The sequence below is a fragment of the Stenotrophomonas sp. S4 genome (assembly GCF_054187805.2).
Map to the genome: position 1 here is coordinate 2,775,546 of NZ_CM196188.1, position 17,326 is coordinate 2,792,871.

14 protein-coding genes and 1 pseudogene are annotated in these 17,326 nt (G+C 68.4%); 5 read left to right on the forward strand and 10 right to left on the reverse strand.

The window, feature by feature from the left end; all coding sequences use genetic code 11:
- Nucleotides 1-39: 39 nt before the first annotated feature.
- The 7 genes from ACUZUJ_RS13010 to ACUZUJ_RS13040 form a co-directional block, all read right to left on the reverse strand.
- The gene (locus ACUZUJ_RS13010) at nucleotides 40-1,689 is read right to left on the reverse strand and encodes an MFS transporter (protein WP_049443360.1); all 1,650 of its coding nucleotides are present in this window, start codon (nucleotides 1,687-1,689) and stop codon (nucleotides 40-42) included.
- Nucleotides 1,683-2,966: an alginate export family protein gene (locus tag ACUZUJ_RS13015; RefSeq protein WP_049443359.1), complete on the reverse strand. Its 1,284-nt coding sequence runs from the start codon at nucleotides 2,964-2,966 to the stop codon at nucleotides 1,683-1,685. Before ACUZUJ_RS13015 ends, ACUZUJ_RS13010 begins: the two co-directional genes overlap by 7 nt.
- Nucleotides 2,945-4,792: an amidohydrolase gene (locus ACUZUJ_RS13020; protein ID WP_201370063.1), complete on the reverse strand. Its 1,848-nt coding sequence runs from the start codon at nucleotides 4,790-4,792 to the stop codon at nucleotides 2,945-2,947. The genes ACUZUJ_RS13015 and ACUZUJ_RS13020 overlap by 22 nt, the downstream gene beginning before the upstream one ends.
- Before the next feature lie 119 nt (nucleotides 4,793-4,911).
- Nucleotides 4,912-5,337 (reverse strand): DoxX family protein, encoded by a 426-nt coding sequence (locus ACUZUJ_RS13025; RefSeq protein ID WP_049443357.1) that lies wholly within the window; start codon nucleotides 5,335-5,337, stop codon nucleotides 4,912-4,914.
- Between the two features lie 2 nt (nucleotides 5,338-5,339).
- On the reverse strand, nucleotides 5,340-5,996 hold the full coding sequence (locus tag ACUZUJ_RS13030; RefSeq protein WP_014037536.1) for a hydrolase: 657 nt from the start codon (nucleotides 5,994-5,996) through the stop codon (nucleotides 5,340-5,342).
- Nucleotides 5,993-6,409 (reverse strand): helix-turn-helix domain-containing protein, encoded by a 417-nt coding sequence (locus tag ACUZUJ_RS13035; RefSeq protein WP_049443356.1) that lies wholly within the window; start codon nucleotides 6,407-6,409, stop codon nucleotides 5,993-5,995. Before ACUZUJ_RS13035 ends, ACUZUJ_RS13030 begins: the two co-directional genes overlap by 4 nt.
- A gap of 77 nt (nucleotides 6,410-6,486) precedes the next feature.
- Nucleotides 6,487-6,819: a hypothetical protein gene (locus tag ACUZUJ_RS13040; protein ID WP_049443355.1), complete on the reverse strand. Its 333-nt coding sequence runs from the start codon at nucleotides 6,817-6,819 to the stop codon at nucleotides 6,487-6,489.
- A 96-nt stretch (nucleotides 6,820-6,915) separates the two neighbouring features.
- Between ACUZUJ_RS13040 and ACUZUJ_RS13045 the strand changes: the two genes are divergently transcribed.
- Together ACUZUJ_RS13045 and ACUZUJ_RS13050 are read left to right on the forward strand one after the other, a co-directional pair.
- Nucleotides 6,916-9,945: a sensor histidine kinase gene (locus ACUZUJ_RS13045; protein ID WP_458220536.1), complete on the forward strand. Its 3,030-nt coding sequence runs from the start codon at nucleotides 6,916-6,918 to the stop codon at nucleotides 9,943-9,945.
- Complete coding sequence (locus ACUZUJ_RS13050; protein ID WP_049443353.1) at nucleotides 9,938-10,591, forward strand: response regulator; 654 nt, start codon at nucleotides 9,938-9,940, stop codon at nucleotides 10,589-10,591. Before ACUZUJ_RS13045 ends, ACUZUJ_RS13050 begins: the two co-directional genes overlap by 8 nt.
- A gap of 612 nt (nucleotides 10,592-11,203) precedes the next feature.
- On the opposite strand, the gene ACUZUJ_RS13055 is transcribed toward ACUZUJ_RS13050, so the two are convergent.
- Nucleotides 11,204-12,397, reverse strand: a complete 1,194-nt coding sequence (locus ACUZUJ_RS13055; RefSeq protein ID WP_458219853.1) for an MFS transporter — start codon at nucleotides 12,395-12,397, stop codon at nucleotides 11,204-11,206.
- A 94-nt stretch (nucleotides 12,398-12,491) separates the two neighbouring features.
- Here ACUZUJ_RS13055 and ACUZUJ_RS13060 point away from each other — a divergent pair, with 94 nt between their 5' ends.
- Nucleotides 12,492-13,421 carry a LysR family transcriptional regulator gene (locus ACUZUJ_RS13060; protein ID WP_458219854.1) on the forward strand — a complete coding sequence of 310 codons (930 nt, stop codon included), beginning with the start codon at nucleotides 12,492-12,494 and terminating at the stop codon, nucleotides 13,419-13,421.
- 93 nt (nucleotides 13,422-13,514) lie between these two features.
- On the opposite strand, the pseudogene ACUZUJ_RS13065 reads toward ACUZUJ_RS13060, so the two are convergent.
- A pseudogene (locus ACUZUJ_RS13065) lies at nucleotides 13,515-14,972 on the reverse strand (amidohydrolase family protein).
- A 51-nt stretch (nucleotides 14,973-15,023) separates the two neighbouring features.
- Nucleotides 15,024-15,725 (reverse strand): ankyrin repeat domain-containing protein, encoded by a 702-nt coding sequence (locus ACUZUJ_RS13070; RefSeq protein ID WP_049443350.1) that lies wholly within the window; start codon nucleotides 15,723-15,725, stop codon nucleotides 15,024-15,026.
- Between the two features lie 122 nt (nucleotides 15,726-15,847).
- Between ACUZUJ_RS13070 and ACUZUJ_RS13075 the strand changes: the two genes are divergently transcribed.
- Entirely contained in the window at nucleotides 15,848-16,729 is an 882-nt protein-coding gene (locus ACUZUJ_RS13075) for a LysR substrate-binding domain-containing protein (RefSeq protein WP_458219855.1), read from the forward strand.
- 137 nt (nucleotides 16,730-16,866) lie between these two features.
- Entirely contained in the window at nucleotides 16,867-17,304 is a 438-nt protein-coding gene (locus tag ACUZUJ_RS13080; protein WP_458219856.1) for a DUF3806 domain-containing protein, read from the forward strand.
- Nucleotides 17,305-17,326: the final 22 nt, after the last annotated feature.

Below are 17,326 nucleotides of genomic sequence, written 5' to 3' on the forward strand. Positions count from 1 at the left end.
GTGCACAAACGACTTAATCCCCTCCGTCCCCTTTTTCGGTCAGATATCGCTGTGGTGGTGTGGCACGCCGGTCTTCGGCAGCGGGTCGTGCCCGCCTACGAAGTGACGCACCACCGGTGCACGTTCGCCGCGATGCAGACCGCGCAGCACTTCCTGGATCGCCTTGTCGTCGGCGGTGATGCGTTCGTGCTGGCGCAGGTGCTCCAGCCACGACGGGGTCACGAAGTATTCCAGGTGGATGCCCGGGGTGGCCACATCCTCGACCACGCCCCAGACCACGGCGCCATCGCGGCGACGGATCGTGCCCAGTGCGCGCATCTGCGCCTGGAACGCGGCGCGATCAGCGTCATCGATGCGGTACTCGATGGTCACCAGCACCGGGCCGCGATCGTTGGATACCGGTACCGACAGTTCTGGGGCCGGCCAATGCCCCGCCGGGCGCAGGTTCAGGTCTTCGGTACCAGCGATGCGCACGCGCCACACCAGCAATCCGCCGATCACCGCACCCGCGGCAGCCACCAGCAAGGCCAGTTCCGGCGAGGTGCGCTGTGCCAGCGCGCCCCAGCTCAGCCCGCCGGCAGCCATGCCGGCAGAGAACACCATGATGTACAACGCCAATGCACGCGCACGCACCCACGCCGGCACCGCGGTCTGCGCGGCGATCTGCAGCGACGACAGCACGGTGATCCAGGCAAAGCCATTGATCAGCATCACCAGCGGCAGCACGTACCAGCTGCGGGTCAGCGCCAGGCCGACCAGGCTCAGGGCCAGCGACAGGGTGGCCAGCAGCACCAGCAGGTCACGATCCATCTGTGCGCGCAGCTTCGGCAGCAGCAACGCACCACCCACCGCACCGATGCCGATGCAGCCGAGCAGCATGCCGTACTGCCCCGCCCCGCCATGCATCTGCCCGCGTACCACCACCGGCAGCAGTGCATTCATCGCTGCGGCAAAGAAGAAGAAGCCGACCGACTTGATCAACACTGCCTGCAACCGCCCGGCGCGGCTCGCATAACGCAGGCCCGCCTTCAGGCCAGCACCGAACCCTTCCGGCGGCAGGCTGGACTGCTTCGGGTCGCGCTTCCAGCCCCACACCACGAACAGCATCGCGGCGAAAGTGATGGCGTTGAAGCCGAACGCCCAGACCGCGCCCAGCTGGGCGACGATCACGCCGCCGATGGCCGGGCCGATCGAGCGTGCGATGTTGATGCCGATCGAGTTCAGCGCCACCGCCGAAGCCAGCATCGGCTGCGGCACCAGTTCGGACACGATCGCGGCCTGCGCTGGCATCGCCATCGCCGCCCCGCAGCCCATGCAGAAGGTCAGCAGCACCAGCAGTTGGGGGGTCAGCATGTCCATCGCGGTCAGTGCCGCCATCACCGCCGCGACCAGCAGCATCCAGCCCTGGGTGGCCAGCAGGTACCTGCGGCGATCGACGATGTCGGCCAGGGTTCCGGCGGCCAGTGCCAGCAGCACGATCGGCACGGTGGTGGCCGACTGCACCAGGGCCACCATCAACGGTGAGCCGGTACGCTCGGCCATCACCCAGGCAGCGGCCACGTCATTGACCCAGGTGCCGATGTTGCTGGCCAGGATCGCCAGCCAGATCGAGCGGAACATCTGGATCTTCAGCGGGGACCAGGCGCCTGCGGCCTGTGCGGGGGGTTGCGACGCGGTTGCGTTCACCATTGCCATGCTCCAACGATCGAGGCGAACAACGTGTCCTGGCCACCGGCCTGCCTCAGTGCAGGCCCGGCATCGACCCAGGCCAGCTGCAGCTGCCATTGCCAGTGTTCGCTGGCCTGCCAGCGGGTTTCGGATTTGTACTGAGTACCGATGCGGCGCGCGCCGCCGGCGCTGCCCGGCAACGCCACCAGCGGTGCGGGCGTGGTGTAGACCGCATCCGCGCGACGATGCTTCCAGGCCATCTGTACGCCCAGTTCCGTCGTCACCGCGTCGTGCAGGCGCAGGGTCAGGGTCGGCTGGACGTCCATCAGGTTGGCCGGGGCCAGCAGGCTGGCCTCGCTGAAATAGGCCGACTTCGGGAACAGGGCGTTGAAGGTTCCCAGGCGGCCATCCTGCAGATTTCCATCGCCACTGGCGATGTCCGCCTTCAGCCCCAGCCGCGGCTGCAGCGGCAGGTTCGTCCAGCGCCAGCCCGTATCGGTAGCCAGCGTCCAGGCGCGGATATCGAGCGTGCCGGCGGTCGTCCGCAGTTCACCGCCCTGCGCCACCAGCTCGCTGTTCCAGTCCAGTGCACCGGCCTGGCCGAACCAGCGCGTGCCCAGGGTCTGCCGACGTTCGGCACCGCTGCCTGCGGCGAAGCGCGCGCCGTCGCGGCGGTAGTCCAGCAGGTACAGATCCCACTGTCCCGCGCCCTGTCCACGCGCCGTGGTGGCATAGGCACCCCACAGATGGGCGCCGTGTTCGCCGCGATCATCGAAGGCGCCCGGCCGGTTCTCCACCGGACGCAGCGCCATCAGATCAAGCGTGCCCAGGCGACCTTTCCAGCCTGCACGTGCACCGTCGAACGCCAGGCGGATGTTCGGTCCATCGCGCACCGACAGCAGCCGTGAGCTGCCGTAGCCGGCTTCCTGCCGGCCCAGCTGCAGATGAAGGCCACCGTGCTGCCAGCGCCAGTACGCCTGCTGCACATCAAGCGCGCTGCGGTCGGTGCGGCCCGGGCCGCCGGCTTTGCCATTCTCAGCATGCACGCCCAGCTGCAGCTTTGCCTGCCAGGTCTCTTCCACATAGGTGGCCGAGGCCAGCGCGCGCAGCAGGCCATAGCCATCCTCGCCACCGCCAACGCCGAACCGGCTCGGGTCGTAGTACAGGCCACGCACGCGCAGCGACGCGTCCCATTGCAGTTCGCCGTCGCCCGCGTCACTGCAGTGACCGCCGTCGCAGGCCAGCGCCAGCGAGGGCACGGCCAGCAGCGCCAGGCTCAGAACGCGAAACACGAGCATCCCATCGCGCCCCAGAACGCGGTCAGGTCGTCGGTGGGTGCAGCATGCCGGGCCGCATGGCCGTGCGCGCCGTGGGTGCTGCAGGCCACACCGTGATGGTGGTGATGCGCGGCGGCCAACCCGGTGGCGGTACCGCCGACATGGTAGCCACCAAACCTGTTGACCGGCGACCAGTTGGGCATCGCCGGCGGCAGCTGTGGCGCAAGCCCTGCATAGTCGGCGTCGGCATGCACGATGCGGCCGCCAACCACGGTCAACACGCTGGTGATGTCGGCGATCTGCGCATCATCCACGCGGAAGAAGTCGGCCGAAAGCAGGATGAAGTCGGCGAGCTGGCCGGCCTTCAGCGTGCCCTTCACCGCTTCGTCGCCGGAGAACCAGGCGCTGCCCTGGGTCCACAGGCGCAGCGCCTGCTCACGTTCGAGCAGGTTCTCATCGCCATACAGGGCCAGCCCGCCCACGGTGCGTCCGGTCACCAGCCAGGACAACGCCACCCACGGGTTGTAGCTGGCCACACGGGTGGCATCGGTTCCGGCACCGACCGGCACGCCTTCGGCCAGCATGCGCTTGACCGGCGGCGTATGCCGCGCCGCCTGCACGCCGTAGCGCTCGACAAAGGCCTCGCCCTGGTAGGCCATGCGATGCTGCACGGCGATGCCGCCACCCAGCGCGCGGATGCGTTCGATGTTGCGCGGGGTGATGGTCTCGGCGTGGTCGATGAACCAGTGCAGGCCATCGAAGGGCACCTCGCGGTTGACCTGTTCGTACACATCAAGGATGCGGGTGATGCTCTCGTCGTAGGTCGCATGGATGCGGAACGGCCAACGCTTCTCGACCAGCAGCTTCACCACGTCGTGCAGTTCCGGCTCCAGCTCCGGCGGCAGTTCCGGCCGCGGCTCGTTGAACAGCTCGAAGTCGGCCGCGGAGAACACCAGCATCTCGCCGGCACCGTTGTGGCGCAGCAGGTCATCGCCCTGTCGCGGCTGCAGCATCTCGCTCCAGCCGCGGAAATCGTCCACTTCCTTGCCCTTGTTCTGGGTGAACAGGTTGTAGGCGATGCGCACCGTCAGCTGGTCATCGCGATGCAGCTGCTCGATGACCTGGTAGTCCTCGGGATAGTTCTGGAAACCACCGCCGGCATCGATCACCGACGTGATGCCGAGCCGGTTCAGTTCGCGCATGAAATGGCGGGTCGAGTTGGCCTGGTACTCGATCGGCAGGCGTGGGCCCTTGGCCAGCGTCGCGTACAGGATCAGCGCATTGGGCTTGGCCAGCAGCAGCCCGGTCGGGTTGCCGAGCGAGTCACGCACGATCTGCCCACCCGGTGGATCCGGCGTGTCCTTGGTGTAGCCACAGGCGCGCAACGCGGCACGATTGAGCAGCGCCCGGTCATACAGGTGCAGCAGGAACACCGGCGTGTCCGGCGCGATGTCGTTGAGCTCCTGCAGCGTGGGCAGGCGCTTCTCGTTGAACTGCGCGGCGGTGAAGCCACCGACCACGCGCACCCACTGCGGCGCCGGGGTACGGTCGACCTGCGCCTTGAGCATCGCCATCGCGTCGGCCAGCGAACGCAGGCCGTCCCAGCGCAGCTCCAGGTTGTAATTCAGGCCACCGCGGATCAGATGGGTATGGCTGTCGTTGAGCCCGGGCAGCAGGCGCCGGCCCTGCGCGTCGACCAGGGTCGCTTCGTTGCCCCAGCCGCGCATGATCTCCTCGTCGCTGCCAACGGCAACGATGCGCCCGTCCTGCACGGCCAGCGCCTGTGCATGCGGCTGCTGAGGGTCGAGGGTGGTGATGCGGGCATTGCGGATGACCAGCGTGCTCATGCGACGCTCCTTGGAAGTGGAATCGAGTGCGGCACCGGCACGACCGGCCAGGCCCAGCGCAACAGCGGCGCTGCCAGCCAGCACCACGTTGCGGCGGCCCTGATCGAGTGGATCGTGACTCATGCGAGGTCTCCTGGAAGGCGTTGGCCGTCCAGTGCCCAGGCGCCGGGCCCGGTCAGCGCGAGGGCCAGCAGTACCGTGGTCCACATCAACGGGTACTCGCTGCCACCGCGCATCCAGAACCAGCCCCTGGGCAGGGCCAACAGTACGGTGAAGCCGATGAAGGCGGCCGCCGCAAGCGCGGCGACACGGGTCTGCCAGCCCAGCAGCACGGCCAGCCCGGACAGCACCTGCAGCAGGGCCAGCAGCAGCGGCAGCGGAGCCACCGCTGGCAGGCCGAAGCCACGCAGCTCGGTGGCGAAGCCGGCCAGCCCCGGTCCACCGAACCAGCCGAACAGCTTGCCCAGCGCGTGCGGCAGCAGGAAGCCTCCTGCCGCCACGCGCAGCATCAGCAGGGCCAGGTCGAGGCCATGGCCAGCCAGCATGCTCAGTGCCCGCCTTCCTGCGCGCCGAACATGCGCTTGGCGTACTGGATGCCGATGCCATAGCCACCGGCGTGGTCGCGGGCAATGCCGGTGGTCAGCTCGTAGGTCTCACCCCGTGCCCAGTCGCGCTGCAGCTCAAGCAGGTACTGCACGCTGGTCATCGGCACCGCACCGGCCTGCACCATGCGGGTGATCGCACGCTCGTGGGCCTCTTCGCTGACATCGCCGCAGGCATCAGTGATCACGTAGACCTCGAAGCCCTGCGCCAGCGCCGACAGCGCGGGACCCACGATGCAGACGCTGGTCCACAGCCCGGCAACAACCAGGCGACGCTTGCCGATGCGGTTGATCTCATCGATCACCGCCTGGTCTTCCCAGGTGTTCATCGAGGTGCGGTCGAACACCGTCTGGCCCGGGAAGATCTCCGGCAGTTCCGGGAACATCGGGCCGGAGAACGACGCTTCGGCCACCGTGGTCAGCAGCACCGGTACGTTGAAGCCCTTGGCGCCCTTGCTGATCAGCGACACGTTGTTGCGCAGCGCGGAGATGTCGATCGTGTGGGTGGCGAACGCCATCTGCGACTGGAAGTCGATCAGCACCAGGGCATGGTCGGTGGGCGACAGCAGGGCCGGGGCGGGCGTGGCGGTGGCAAGGCTCATGGATGGACTCCGTTGGAAACATGATCAGGGGGAAGCAACAGGGCGGCATCACCGGCCAGGTACTGGCCGGGGCTGCAGCCGGTCTCGGCGCGGAAGCTGCGGACGAAATGGCTCTGGTCGAAGAAGCCCAGCTGTTGCGCCAGGCACGCCATCGGCAGCTGCGCGCCGGGCAGCAGTTGCCGCGCGCGCTCGATGCGGCGACGACGCACATAACGCAATGGGCTGGCGCCGGTACCGGTGCGGAACAGGCGCACCAGGTGGAAGCGGCTGACACAGGCGGCCTGCGCCAGTTCGGTCACCCGCAACGGTTGTGACAGATGCTCGTCGACGTAGCGCAGGGCGCGCTGCAATGCCGCCGCCTGGTGCGGGGCCAGCGATGCAGCGGGCGAAGCCGGCGGGGAAACAGTGGCCATGTGGGGCGCCGCGAAGGGGTGGCCCATGGTGCGTGTGCGCCGGGCGATGCCCTACCCCCGTCGGTCGAGGCCGGCACCTACCCGAATGGGGGAGGTCGATGGCCGAGCCGGCGACGACCGAACAGCCGCGCATCCAGTGAATAGGCACCCGGGCCCAGCGCCAGCAAGGCCAGCGGCAACACCACCAGTGGCCACGGCAGTGCCTGTGCATACAGGCCCAGTGTTGCCGGCACTACCGCCAGCGGCGTCAATACGCCCAGCGCGAGCATCGCCACCGCCAGCAGGCACAGCGCCGACAGCCAGCCTGCATGCGTACCCGGCGTGCACAATGCGGCGGCCAGGCACAGCCGCAGCCACAGCAGGCCGATGCCCGGACCGCGGTCGGGGAACATCACGAACAGGCGCTGCATGGCCGGGCTCCAGAGGACATGCCGGCGTGATAGCCGACGGCGGCGCCCGCCGCCTACCCCGTTCGGGTCACCCCGGGCTGCCCCACACCTGCCAGAATGCGCGCCATGCGTGGCCGCCCCTTCCCGTTGCAACGTCGCCTGCGGACGCTGCTGACCTGCCTGCTGCTGTTGACCGCCCTGCCCGCCCTTGCCGTGCAGCGCCCACCGGTGAGCGGCGGGTTGCCCGATTACGAGCACACGGCCTGGCGCGTCGGCCAGGGCGCGCCCGGCGATATCTGGGACATCACCCAGGACCGGGACGGCCTGTTGTGGCTGGCCACCGGCTCGGGGCTGTACCGCTTCGACGGTCGTCGTTTTGAACGCCAGGCACCTCCCGCGGGCAGCCATTTCCCGTCCACCAACATGGTCACCCTTGCGCTGGATCGCGACGATGCACTGTGGATCGGCTACTTCCAGGCCGGCATCAGCCAGTTCGCGCGCGGCCAGCTGCACAACTACGGCCGCGACCAGGGCGTGCCGGTGGGTGTGGTCCCGCACTTCAGCCAGGACCGTGACGGCCGGCTGTGGGCCGCGATCAATGGTGGACTACGCGAGTTCAATGGCCAGCGCTGGCAGCCGCTGCCCACTGGCATGGGGGTGCCGGAACACCGCGTGCAATGGCTGCTGCACGACAGCCGGGACACGTTCTGGGTCCTGGCCGACCTGAAGGTCTGGATGCGCGCGGCAGGCCAGACCGCGTTCGAAGACACCGGCATCGCCGTCTCGCAGATGGCGACGCTGGCCGAAAGTCCGCAGGGTGAAGTGTGGCTGGCCGACCGCGTGCGCGGTACTTCGCCGCTGGCCAACGCGCAGGGCCTGCTGCCGGACAGCGAGCGCGAGGCGCGGCGGTTGCCGGAGCTGGTGGCTGCGCGCCTGCAGTTCACTGCCGATGGCGCGCTGTGGGCAACGATGAGCCCGCATGGCGGTGTCGCCCGCGTCACCTTCGATGGTGACCGCGCCGTGCGCATGGAGCGCTTCGATTCGCCACACGGGCTGACCGCCACCTCGGCCGTGCCGATCATCGTCGATCGCGAAGGCAATCTCTGGGTCGGCACCAATCTCGGCCTCAACCGCTTCCGCGCGCGCAGCGTGCACACGCTGGCGGCAGGTCCCAGTGATCCCTACCGCTCACTGGTGCGGGCCAGCGATGGGCATGTGTATGGCTATGGCGAAGACCTCAAGCCTTACGACCTCAGACGCACCCTGCTCGATGGCAGTGCCACGCAGCTGCAGGCCGCCGCGCGCCAGGCACCCACCCCGATCTGGCAGTTCGACTGGATCAACCTTGCACGCACCGTGGCCGGCCGCACCACGCAGATTCCGCTGCCTGCGCCCTTCACCGGGCAACCACTGCATGCCCTGGCGTTCCCCGACGACGAGCAGGCCTGGGTCTGCACCGGCGAACGGGGGGTGCTGCACTACCAGCACGACCAGTGGCAACGCGAACGCCGCCTGCCCGAGCAGGCCTGCTCGTCACTGGCGCTGGACGCCCATGGCCAGCTGCTGCTCGGCTATGCAGACGGCCGGCTGCGCCGCATCGGGGCGACGCGCATCGAAACCTTCGACGCCAACCACGGCCTGTCGGTCGGGCCGATCACGGCGATACTCGATCATCAGGACCTGCTGCTGGTTGCTGGCGAGGCCGGGTTGGCCGTGCGCCTGGGCAATGGTCGGTTCGTCCAGGTGAGCACCGACATGGCCGGCGTCATGGAAGGCATCACCGGCATGGTCGCCGATGCAAAGGGCTACCTCTGGCTCAATGGCAGTCGTGGCCTGGTCCGGCTGGGGAGCGATCAGCTGCGGCGCGCCCTGCGCAGCGGGCAGCCGGTGACGCCGCGCCTGTTCGATGCAGTGGATGGCATGCCGGGCATCGCCCTGCAGAGCGGACCGATCGCCACCACCGCACTGGCCAACGATGGCCTGTTGTGGCTGGCCACCAACCAGGGCCTGGCCTGGCTGGACACCACCCGCTCGCACGTCAACACCATGGCGCCCAGCGTGCGCATCGGCGAAGTGCTGTATGGCAGTGAGCACGAGCCACTGCGCGATGGCCTGCGCCTTCCGGCCGGCACCAGCCAATTGCAGATCGATTACGTGGCGCTGTCGCTGGCGCGCCCGGAGCGCAACCGCTACCGCTATCGCCTGTCCAGCGTCGACGACGGCTGGCAGGATGCCGGCAGCAGCACCCGCGCGTATTACACCAACCTCGCACCGGGCAATTACCGGTTCGAGGTGGAAGCCGCCAATGAGGACGGCATCTGGAGCACCGCGCCGGCCAGCCGCAGCTTCCGCATCGCGCCCACCTTCATGCAGACCGTGTGGTTCAAGCTGCTGTGCGCGGCCGCGATCCTCGCGCTGCTGGCGATGGCGGTGCGCATCCGCAGCGGGCAGCTGGCGGCGTTGTTCCGCGCGCGCCTGCAGGAACGCCATGGCGAACGCGAACGCATTGCCCGCGACCTGCATGACACCCTGCTGCAGGGCAGCCAGGGCCTGATCCTGCGCCTGCACGCGATCAGCCAGTCGCCGCAGACCCCGGACATGGTGCGCAGCCAGCTGGAATCGGCGATGCAGCTGGCCGAACGCAACCTGGCCGAGGGTCGCGAGCGGGTCAACGCACTGCGCGACGGTCCTTTCGCGGGCCGCGACCTCGCTTCGGCGCTGGCCGATGTTCACGCCGAATACGCCGGGCACGGCACCAATCCGCTGCGCCTGACCGTGGAAGGCGCAACACCAGCGCTGCAGGCCGATGCCGCCGAGGAAGTGTTCCTGATCGGACGCGAAGCCATCCGCAACGCGTTGCGTCATGCCCATGCCAACGCCATCGAAGTGGAGCTGTCCTACGGCACGCGGTGTTTCCTGCTGCACGTGCGCGACGATGGCGTCGGCATCGACGACGAAAATGCCGGCCATGGCCATTGGGGCCTGCAGGGCATGCGTGAGCGTGCGCAGCGCCTCGGCGCCGAACTGCAGCTGTGGACCCGGCCCGGCCTGGGCACCGAAGTCGCGCTGGCGGTTCCTGCCCGGCGCCTGTATCACCGCCGTCCATCACGTTGGCGCTGGCCCTGGAGTAGAACCCACCATGACTGAGTCCCCTGCCCCGATCGGCGTGCTGGTGGTCGACGACCATCCGCTGCTGCGCGACGGCCTGGCGGCGCTGCTGGGCGCCCATTCCGACCTCCGCCTGCTCGGCGAGGCCGCCGATGGCGAGGAAGCCATCGCGCGCTACCAGCAGCTGCAACCGGACGTCGTGCTGATGGACCTGCAGATGCCACGCCTGGATGGCGTCGAGGCCATCGTGCGGATCCGCGCGATGGATCCGCGTGCACGCATCATCGTGCTGACCACCTACCGCGGTGACGTACGCGCGGTGCGGGCGCTGCAGGCCGGCGCCAGCGCCTACCTGCTGAAGGACATGCTGCGCCATGAGCTGGTCGATACCATCCGCATGGTGGCCGGTGGCCGGCGCGCACCGATACCCCCGGCAGTCGCTGCGAGCATCGCTGCACACGTGGTGGAGGACCGGTTGTCGCCCCGCGAGACCGAAGTGCTGCGGCATGTAGCCAGCGGGCTGTCGAACAAGCGCATCGGCGAGCGCATGCAGATTTCCGAGCAGACGGTGAAGGCGCACATGAAGAGCCTGATGGACAAGCTCGGGGTGGGTGACCGCACGCATGCAGTCACCCAGGCGCTACGGCGCGGGATCATCAGCCTGGACGACAGCGGTCACGATTAGGGGCTTGTTCGGCAGGGCTTGCAGCCCTGCACCCGCGGTAGTGCCGGCCGCTGGCCGGCAACCTCAACAGCAACAGCAGAAGCGTGCATTCCGTGGGATGGCGGGGCGGTGTCGGACTGCGGGGACGCCGTAAACCCATCCTTGGGGGCTTGGCCGCGGCATCCATGCCGCGGACACCCCGCACTCCGACACCGCCCCACCTCTGACAGATTCCGATGGCGGTTGGTAGGTGTCGACCTTGGTCGACACGGTAGATCCGCGCCATGCGTGGATGAAAGCTGTCAGATCTCGAAATACATCTGGGGTCAGAGCCGTTCCAACACACCGCAGGAAGCTGTCGAAGGCGGGGTGGGTCGGGTTGCGGGGGCGTGAGCGCCATGGGCCCGAGGCATGCCTCGGGCGGGTTGGGCAGGACGCCCAACCCCGGTCTTGCCGTGTGCGCAGGACAGTGCACACGAGCAAGGCGCGACCGAGCCTCCATGGACGGATTCACGGCGTCCCCCGCAACCGCCCCCCCCCCCGCCTACCTACAGGAAACCCGCTGTTTGTGCTGTCGCCGGCCAGCGGGCGGCACTACCGCAGGTGCAGGGCTACAAGCCCTGCCGCCCCCCCTTACTTCAAACGCAGCAGCAGGCTGCCGCCCGCGCATACCACCGCCAACCAGGCCACGCCGTGCCACCCCCACTGCGCCAGCGCCAGGCTGCCCAGCGCACCACCGGCCGCCATGCCGATGAACATGCCCGTGAACAGCAACGCATTGAGGCGGCTGCGTGCCGGCGGCACCAGGCCATAGACCAGCGTCTGGTGCGCCACCAGGGCCGACTGGAAACCGAAGTCGAACAGCAGCGCACTCACCACCAGCAGCGGCAGCAGCGCAGCAGCCGGCAACCAGGCTTCGGCCAGCAGCAGGCCGAAGCCCAAAAGCGCCACCGCGATCGCCAGCCGTGCCACCGCATGGCACCCCAGACGATCGGCGAAACGGCCGGCGAATGGTGCGGCCAGCGCGCCGGCCGCACCCGCAATACCGAACGCACCCGCTGCCGCGCTACCCAGTCCCAGGCGGGCATGCAGCATCAGCGCCAGGGTCGACCAGAACGCACTGAAACCCACCGCCAGCAGCGACTGGCTGGCCACCGCACGGCGCAGCTGCGGCTGCTCGCGCCACAGCGCCAGCAACGAACCCAACAACGCCGGATAGCGCAGCGTGCTGGTCGGTGCGAAACGCGGCAGCGCACGCGCCATCACCGCATCCATCGCCGCCACCGATACCGCGGCCAGTACGAACTGCGTGCGCCAACCCCATGCCTCAGCCACCACGCCACTGACCACGCGCGACAGCAGGATGCCGAGCAGCAGGCCGGTCATCACCCGGCCGACGATCTGTCCGCGTTGTGCATCCGGCGCCAGCACCGCAGCGGCCGGCACGATGTCCTGCGCCAGCGTAGCCATCAGCCCGACCAGCAGGCTGGCCATCAGCAGGCCCGGCAGGTGCCCGGCCATCGCTGCACCGCCCAATGCCAGCGCCAGCAATGCGGACTTCAACAGAATGAGGTTGCGGCGGTCGATGCGGTCGCCCAAGGGCGCCAGCAGCAGGATACCCAGCGCATAGCCGAGCTGGGTCAGGGTCGGTACCAGGCCGGCGGCGCGCTCACCTGCGCCGAGGTCCTGGGCAATCAGGCCCAGCATCGGCTGGCTGTAGTACAGCGAGGCAACCGAGAAGCCGGCACCGGCCGCCATCGCCAGCACCAGCGGGGTGGAGGGTGCGGTCGCGGGTGCTGCAGCGACGGACAGCGAGGGGGTAGACATGGGGGGAGTCCGGTGGAGGAAGTGGGCGTATCCTGCCGGTATTCGCATGACGTCTGTAGTAGGCTTCATTGCATACTCTCCATACGTCGCACGCATGAATGACCTTGCTACCGGTGCGGATCGCCTGGATCTGCTGCGCACCTTCCTGCGCATCGTCGACGCCGGCAGCCTGTCTGCCGCGGCCGTGCAGCTGGGCACTACCCAGCCGACAGTCAGCCGTCGCCTTCAGGCCCTGGAGCGACAGCTCGGCCTGCGTCTGCTGCAGCGCTCCACCCATGGACTGCAGCTGACCGAGGATGGCCTCCGCTGCCAGCGCCATGCGCAACGCGTGGTCGACGAATGGGAGTCACTGCAGGCCGAACTGCACGGCGAACCGGAAACGCTGCGCGGACGCCTGCGGGTGATGGTGCCGCACGCCTTCGGCCAGGCGCAGCTGCTGCCGACCATGCTCGCGTTCCTCGCCCAGCACCCACAGCTGAGCCTGGAGTGGATCCTTGAAGATCGTCGCCCGGACTTCATCGCAGAAGGCATCGACTGCGCGGTGCGGGTGGGACCGGTCGACGAACCGCGCGTGGTCGCACTGCCGCTCGCCGAAGTGCCGCGCATCGTCGTGGCAGCGCCCTCACTGGTGCAGGCCACCGCGATCAGCACACCGGAACAGGCGCAGGCACTGCCATGGATCTCACTGGTCACCTACTACCGCGAACGCCTGCTGCTGCATGACGCACAGGGCCGCGCGCATACCCTTTCGATCAGCCCGCGCCTGCTCAGCGACAACCTGTTCGTGGTACAGCAGGCTGCGCGTGCTGGGTTGGGCGCCGCCGTGGTCTCGGCCTGGCTGGTGGCCGACGACCTCGCACACGGGCGGCTGGTGCAGTTGCTGCCGGACTGGCAGGCGCCGGCACTGCCGGTGCACGTTGTGTTTCCGGCCGCGCGCCAGCAGCCGCCGCGGCTGCGCGCCTTCATCGAAGCGATGAAGGCCGCATTGCCGCAGCTGCACGGAATGCGGCCGGCACCGCGCTAGGCCACCGGTCGCATCATCCACGCCATGCGTGGATTCCGTTCGAGGCCCCAGGGTCGGATCCCTTCCCACCGGGAAGGGCTCTGACCCTGTCCATCATTGCGCCTTCGCAGCCTCTGCATTCCACGCCGCGACCTTGGCCTTGGTATCTGCAAGCATCTTGTCCAGCGCGGCGCGGTCATACACGTTGCCACGCAGGATCACGCTGTCGATCTTTTCGGTGGCGGCAATGTCCTGCAGCGGGTTGGCGGTCAGCAGCACCAGATCGGCGGCCTTGCCCTGCGCGACACCACCATAACGGTTCATCTGGCCGAACCAGGCCGGGCCGGAACGGGTCGCGGCGGACAGCGCCTGCGGAGCGCTCAGGCCTTCCTTCACGAACAGCTGCAGCTCCTGGTGCAGGGCAATGCCCGGGAAATTGAACGAGTTGAGGAAGCCCGCATCGGTGCCGGCGATGATCGTCACGCCGGCTTCCTGCAGCATCGGCAGCACCGCCGCCACCTGGTGGTACTGCGCGTGGCGCGCTTCGATCTGCGCCGGCGTTGCCTTGGCGGCACGGTCGACGCGCCACTGGTAGGTCGCGCGCAGGCCCGGGCCGATGTAGGCCAGGTACGGATCGTTGGCGTGGTCATCCTGGTCGAGGTAGTCGAGGATGCGGCCGCCGTTGAGGGTCGGGGTCACGAATACGCCGCGCTTTGCGAAATCGCGGTACGCGTGCATCGCAGTGTCGCGGTCGAAGCTGGCGTCGAGGCGCCGGTTGGCTTCGGCGCGGTCGATGCGGCCGGCACCGAAGTCGGCGGCGATCTGCGCTTCGTCCTTGCTGCCGGCCTTGAATGCCTAGTCCAGATGCTCGATCGAGGCCAGGCCGGCATCGACCGCCTGCTCCACGGTCAGCGCCATCGGGATGTGGCCCGAGGCCTTGAATCCGGCCTTGCGTGCGGCACTGGCCGAGTACAGGAACAGTTCCGGCTTCAACGTGCTGTCGGTGATCTTCACGAAATCGACCTTGTCGTGCTGCAGGCGGGTGATCGCCTTGTCGACGTCGGCCTCGCTGCCCACTTCGATCGTGCCCTTCCAGACCGGCTTGATGCCTTCAATCTTCGCGCCCGAGCTGAGCAGGCGCGGGCCAAACAGCGTGCCCTTGGCGATCTCGCCACGCCACTGCAGCACCTGTTCGGGAAGATCACCGGAGCAATCGCGCACCGTGGTGATGCCGTGCGCGATGTACAGCGGCAACAGCGCCTTGTTCTCTTCGATCAGCGCCGGGCCGCCACCGAAGTGCACATGCATGTCCCACAGGCCCGGGATCAGGTATTTGCCCTTGGCATCGATCTGGCGGGCCGCGCTCCACTGGCTGCGCAGCTGTGCATCCGGACCGACGGCGACGATGTCCTCGCCACGGATCACCACGCTCTGCCCGGCCAGCGTGCTGGCGTGCTCGACATCGACCACGGTGGCATTGCGGATCAGCAGGTCGGCGCGCTCGGCGGCGGAGGCCGACAACGGCGCCACCGCAAGAAGGATGGCAAGGGACAGCGGACGGGAACGGAACATGGACGGCATCCTGGTAGGCACGACCCGCGTGCGGGTGGAAGGGGTTGGGGTTCAGCGCACCGCGCCGTGCTGGCGCAGCAGGGTTTCAATTCCGGTATAGCCGCGCTGGCGCGCATGGGCCAACGGCGTTACGCCATCGCCATCGGCCAGCTCCGGGTCGGCACCGGCATCCAGCAGCAGCTGCACGATCTGCACGTGGCGCGCGCCGCCATCGCCGAGCAGGATCGCTTCCAGCAGCGCGGTCCAGTGCAGGCGGTTGACATGATCGACCGCCACGCCCGCGCGCAGCAGCGTACGTACGGTGGCGACATGGCCGCGTTCGGCGGCCGGAATCAGCGCGGTGCCGCCATAGCGGTTGGTGCTGCGCAGATCGGCGCCGTGCGCCAGGGTCAGCGCCAGGATCTCGTCCAGGCCACGCGCGCCGGCGTACAGATAAGCGCTGTCCTGCAGCGCGTCCTTGGCATTGACGTCGGCACCGGCTTCGATCAGCTCGCGCGCGGCATCCACCTTGTTGCCATGCGTGGCCAGCAGCAACGCGGTGCGGCCCTGACCATCGCGCGCCTCCAGCGTGGCGCCATCTTCGATCGCCTGCCGCACCGCATCGGCGTCGCCCCGGCTGGCGGCGTCCCGCAGGCGCGCATCCGCGTCAGCCCTGGACGTGGCCGTGCAGGCAGGGGTCACCATGGCCAGCAGGCACAGCAACAGCACGCGCGTGAACTGCGCAGGCCAGGCGGGGGAACAATGGAAGCGCATGACGGTGTTTCCTCCTGTCCGTCGCCTCGGAACGCCGGGCGACGGTAGCAACAGCCGGGCATTGCCGGCCCCTGTCCTGCATGGTAGAAGTCGGCCTCGGTATCCAGAAGTGAAATGTTCAAATGCAAGACAGTGGCAAATCGAATAGAACCCTGTTCGAACTGGACCTGCTGCGGGCGCTGGTGATGGTGGCCGACTGCGGCAGCTTCACCACGGCGGCCACGCGCCTGCATTCGACCCAGTCCACGGTCAGCCAGAAGGTGCGCCGGCTGGAAGAACTGGCCGGGCATCGCCTGCTCGAGCGCGGGCACCGCGATGTGCACCCCACCGACGCCGGCCACACCCTGCTCGGCTACGCGCGGCGCATGCTCGACCTGAACGAGGAAATGGCACAGGCGCTGGCGGGCGCCACCGTGGAAACCGCGGTGCGCATCGGTGTCCCCGAGGACTTCGTCAACGCGCAGACCACACGCATGCTGGCCGCTTTCAGCCGCCGCCACCCACAGGTGAAACTGGAAATCAGCAGCGGCCTCAGCCGCGACCTGGCGCACGGCTTCGACCACGGCGAACTGGATCTCGTGCTGGTCAAGCAGCGGCGCAACAGCCGCCAGGCGGTGCACTGCCGCCGCGAGCCGATGCACTGGATCGACAGCCTGCGCAGCAGTTGCCTGCTGCAGGACCCGCTGCCACTGGTCACGTTCCCACCCCGCGGGCTGTACCGCGACGAGATGATCCACGCCGTGGAGGCGCTGGGCCTGCGTTGGCGCATTGCCTTCACCAGTTCCTCGCTCAGCGGCATCCAGGGGGCGGTCGCCGACGGCATCGGCATCAGCCTGCTGCCGCGCCGTGCGGTTGCCCGCGATCACCGCATCATCGATGGTGAGCGCGACCTGCCGGTGATCGACAACTACGAGATCGGCCTGCTGCATCGCGCCGATGCCGATGATGCGGTGCGTGCGCTGGCCAGCGAGCTGTGGCGGCAGGTACAGCGCGAACCGGATTGAGCACTGCACTGCAGATCCACGCCACATACGGATGAAATCCGCGCATTGATCATCGACATCTGATCACGCCTGTCGCACGGAAATCACGCGTCGCCCCCTATAGTGCGCGCTGTTTCCGTGCTCCACGGCGCTTTGTGATGTCCGACGAAACCCCCGCCCGCTTCGACCCCCTGCCCGCCGCCCTGCAGACGCACCTGCAGCACCAGCGCTCGCTGATCGCCGCGCGCGTGGCCGCCGGCTTCCCGACGCTGCCGGTGCAATGGCCACTGGCGGCCACCACGCTGCAGCGCGTGGTCGATGCTGAGCTGATTGATCGTGACGACTGCGACGGCTGGGAAGCACTGGGCGTGGCGTTCAGCGATACCCTGGCCCAACGCGTGCCCGGCCTGGCCTGGATGCAGGTCACCGATGCCTGGGGCATCGACGCGGTGCTGCGCTACGCCGACAGCAGCCTGCAGATCGGCGCCAGCACACTGCTGCTCAAGCGCGTCGAACAGGGTGAGGTCATCGACATCGCCCATCTGCTGGCGTGGCTGGAAGAGTTCGTCGCTACCCGCGCCGACGATTACGCCTGAGAAGCCGCCGAGCATGGCTCGG

What these genes read in the sequence shown, in the direction of transcription:
- ACUZUJ_RS13010 (WP_049443360.1), bottom strand. Translation starts at nt 1,689, where the DNA reads ATGGTGAACGCAACCGCGTCGCAACCCCCCGCACAGGCCGCAGGCGCC.
- ACUZUJ_RS13015 (WP_049443359.1), bottom strand. Translation starts at nt 2,966, where the DNA reads ATGCTCGTGTTTCGCGTTCTGAGCCTGGCGCTGCTGGCCGTGCCCTCG.
- ACUZUJ_RS13020 (WP_201370063.1), bottom strand. Translation starts at nt 4,792, where the DNA reads ATGAGCACGCTGGTCATCCGCAATGCCCGCATCACCACCCTCGACCCT.
- ACUZUJ_RS13025 (WP_049443357.1), bottom strand. Translation starts at nt 5,337, where the DNA reads ATGCTGGCTGGCCATGGCCTCGACCTGGCCCTGCTGATGCTGCGCGTG.
- ACUZUJ_RS13030 (WP_014037536.1), bottom strand. Translation starts at nt 5,996, where the DNA reads ATGAGCCTTGCCACCGCCACGCCCGCCCCGGCCCTGCTGTCGCCCACC.
- ACUZUJ_RS13035 (WP_049443356.1), bottom strand. Translation starts at nt 6,409, where the DNA reads ATGGCCACTGTTTCCCCGCCGGCTTCGCCCGCTGCATCGCTGGCCCCG.
- ACUZUJ_RS13040 (WP_049443355.1), bottom strand. Translation starts at nt 6,819, where the DNA reads ATGCAGCGCCTGTTCGTGATGTTCCCCGACCGCGGTCCGGGCATCGGC.
- ACUZUJ_RS13045 (WP_458220536.1), top strand. Translation starts at nt 6,916, where the DNA reads ATGCGCGCCATGCGTGGCCGCCCCTTCCCGTTGCAACGTCGCCTGCGG.
- ACUZUJ_RS13050 (WP_049443353.1), top strand. Translation starts at nt 9,938, where the DNA reads ATGACTGAGTCCCCTGCCCCGATCGGCGTGCTGGTGGTCGACGACCAT.
- ACUZUJ_RS13055 (WP_458219853.1), bottom strand. Translation starts at nt 12,397, where the DNA reads ATGTCTACCCCCTCGCTGTCCGTCGCTGCAGCACCCGCGACCGCACCC.
- ACUZUJ_RS13060 (WP_458219854.1), top strand. Translation starts at nt 12,492, where the DNA reads ATGAATGACCTTGCTACCGGTGCGGATCGCCTGGATCTGCTGCGCACC.
- ACUZUJ_RS13070 (WP_049443350.1), bottom strand. Translation starts at nt 15,725, where the DNA reads ATGCGCTTCCATTGTTCCCCCGCCTGGCCTGCGCAGTTCACGCGCGTG.
- ACUZUJ_RS13075 (WP_458219855.1), top strand. Translation starts at nt 15,848, where the DNA reads ATGCAAGACAGTGGCAAATCGAATAGAACCCTGTTCGAACTGGACCTG.
- ACUZUJ_RS13080 (WP_458219856.1), top strand. Translation starts at nt 16,867, where the DNA reads ATGTCCGACGAAACCCCCGCCCGCTTCGACCCCCTGCCCGCCGCCCTG.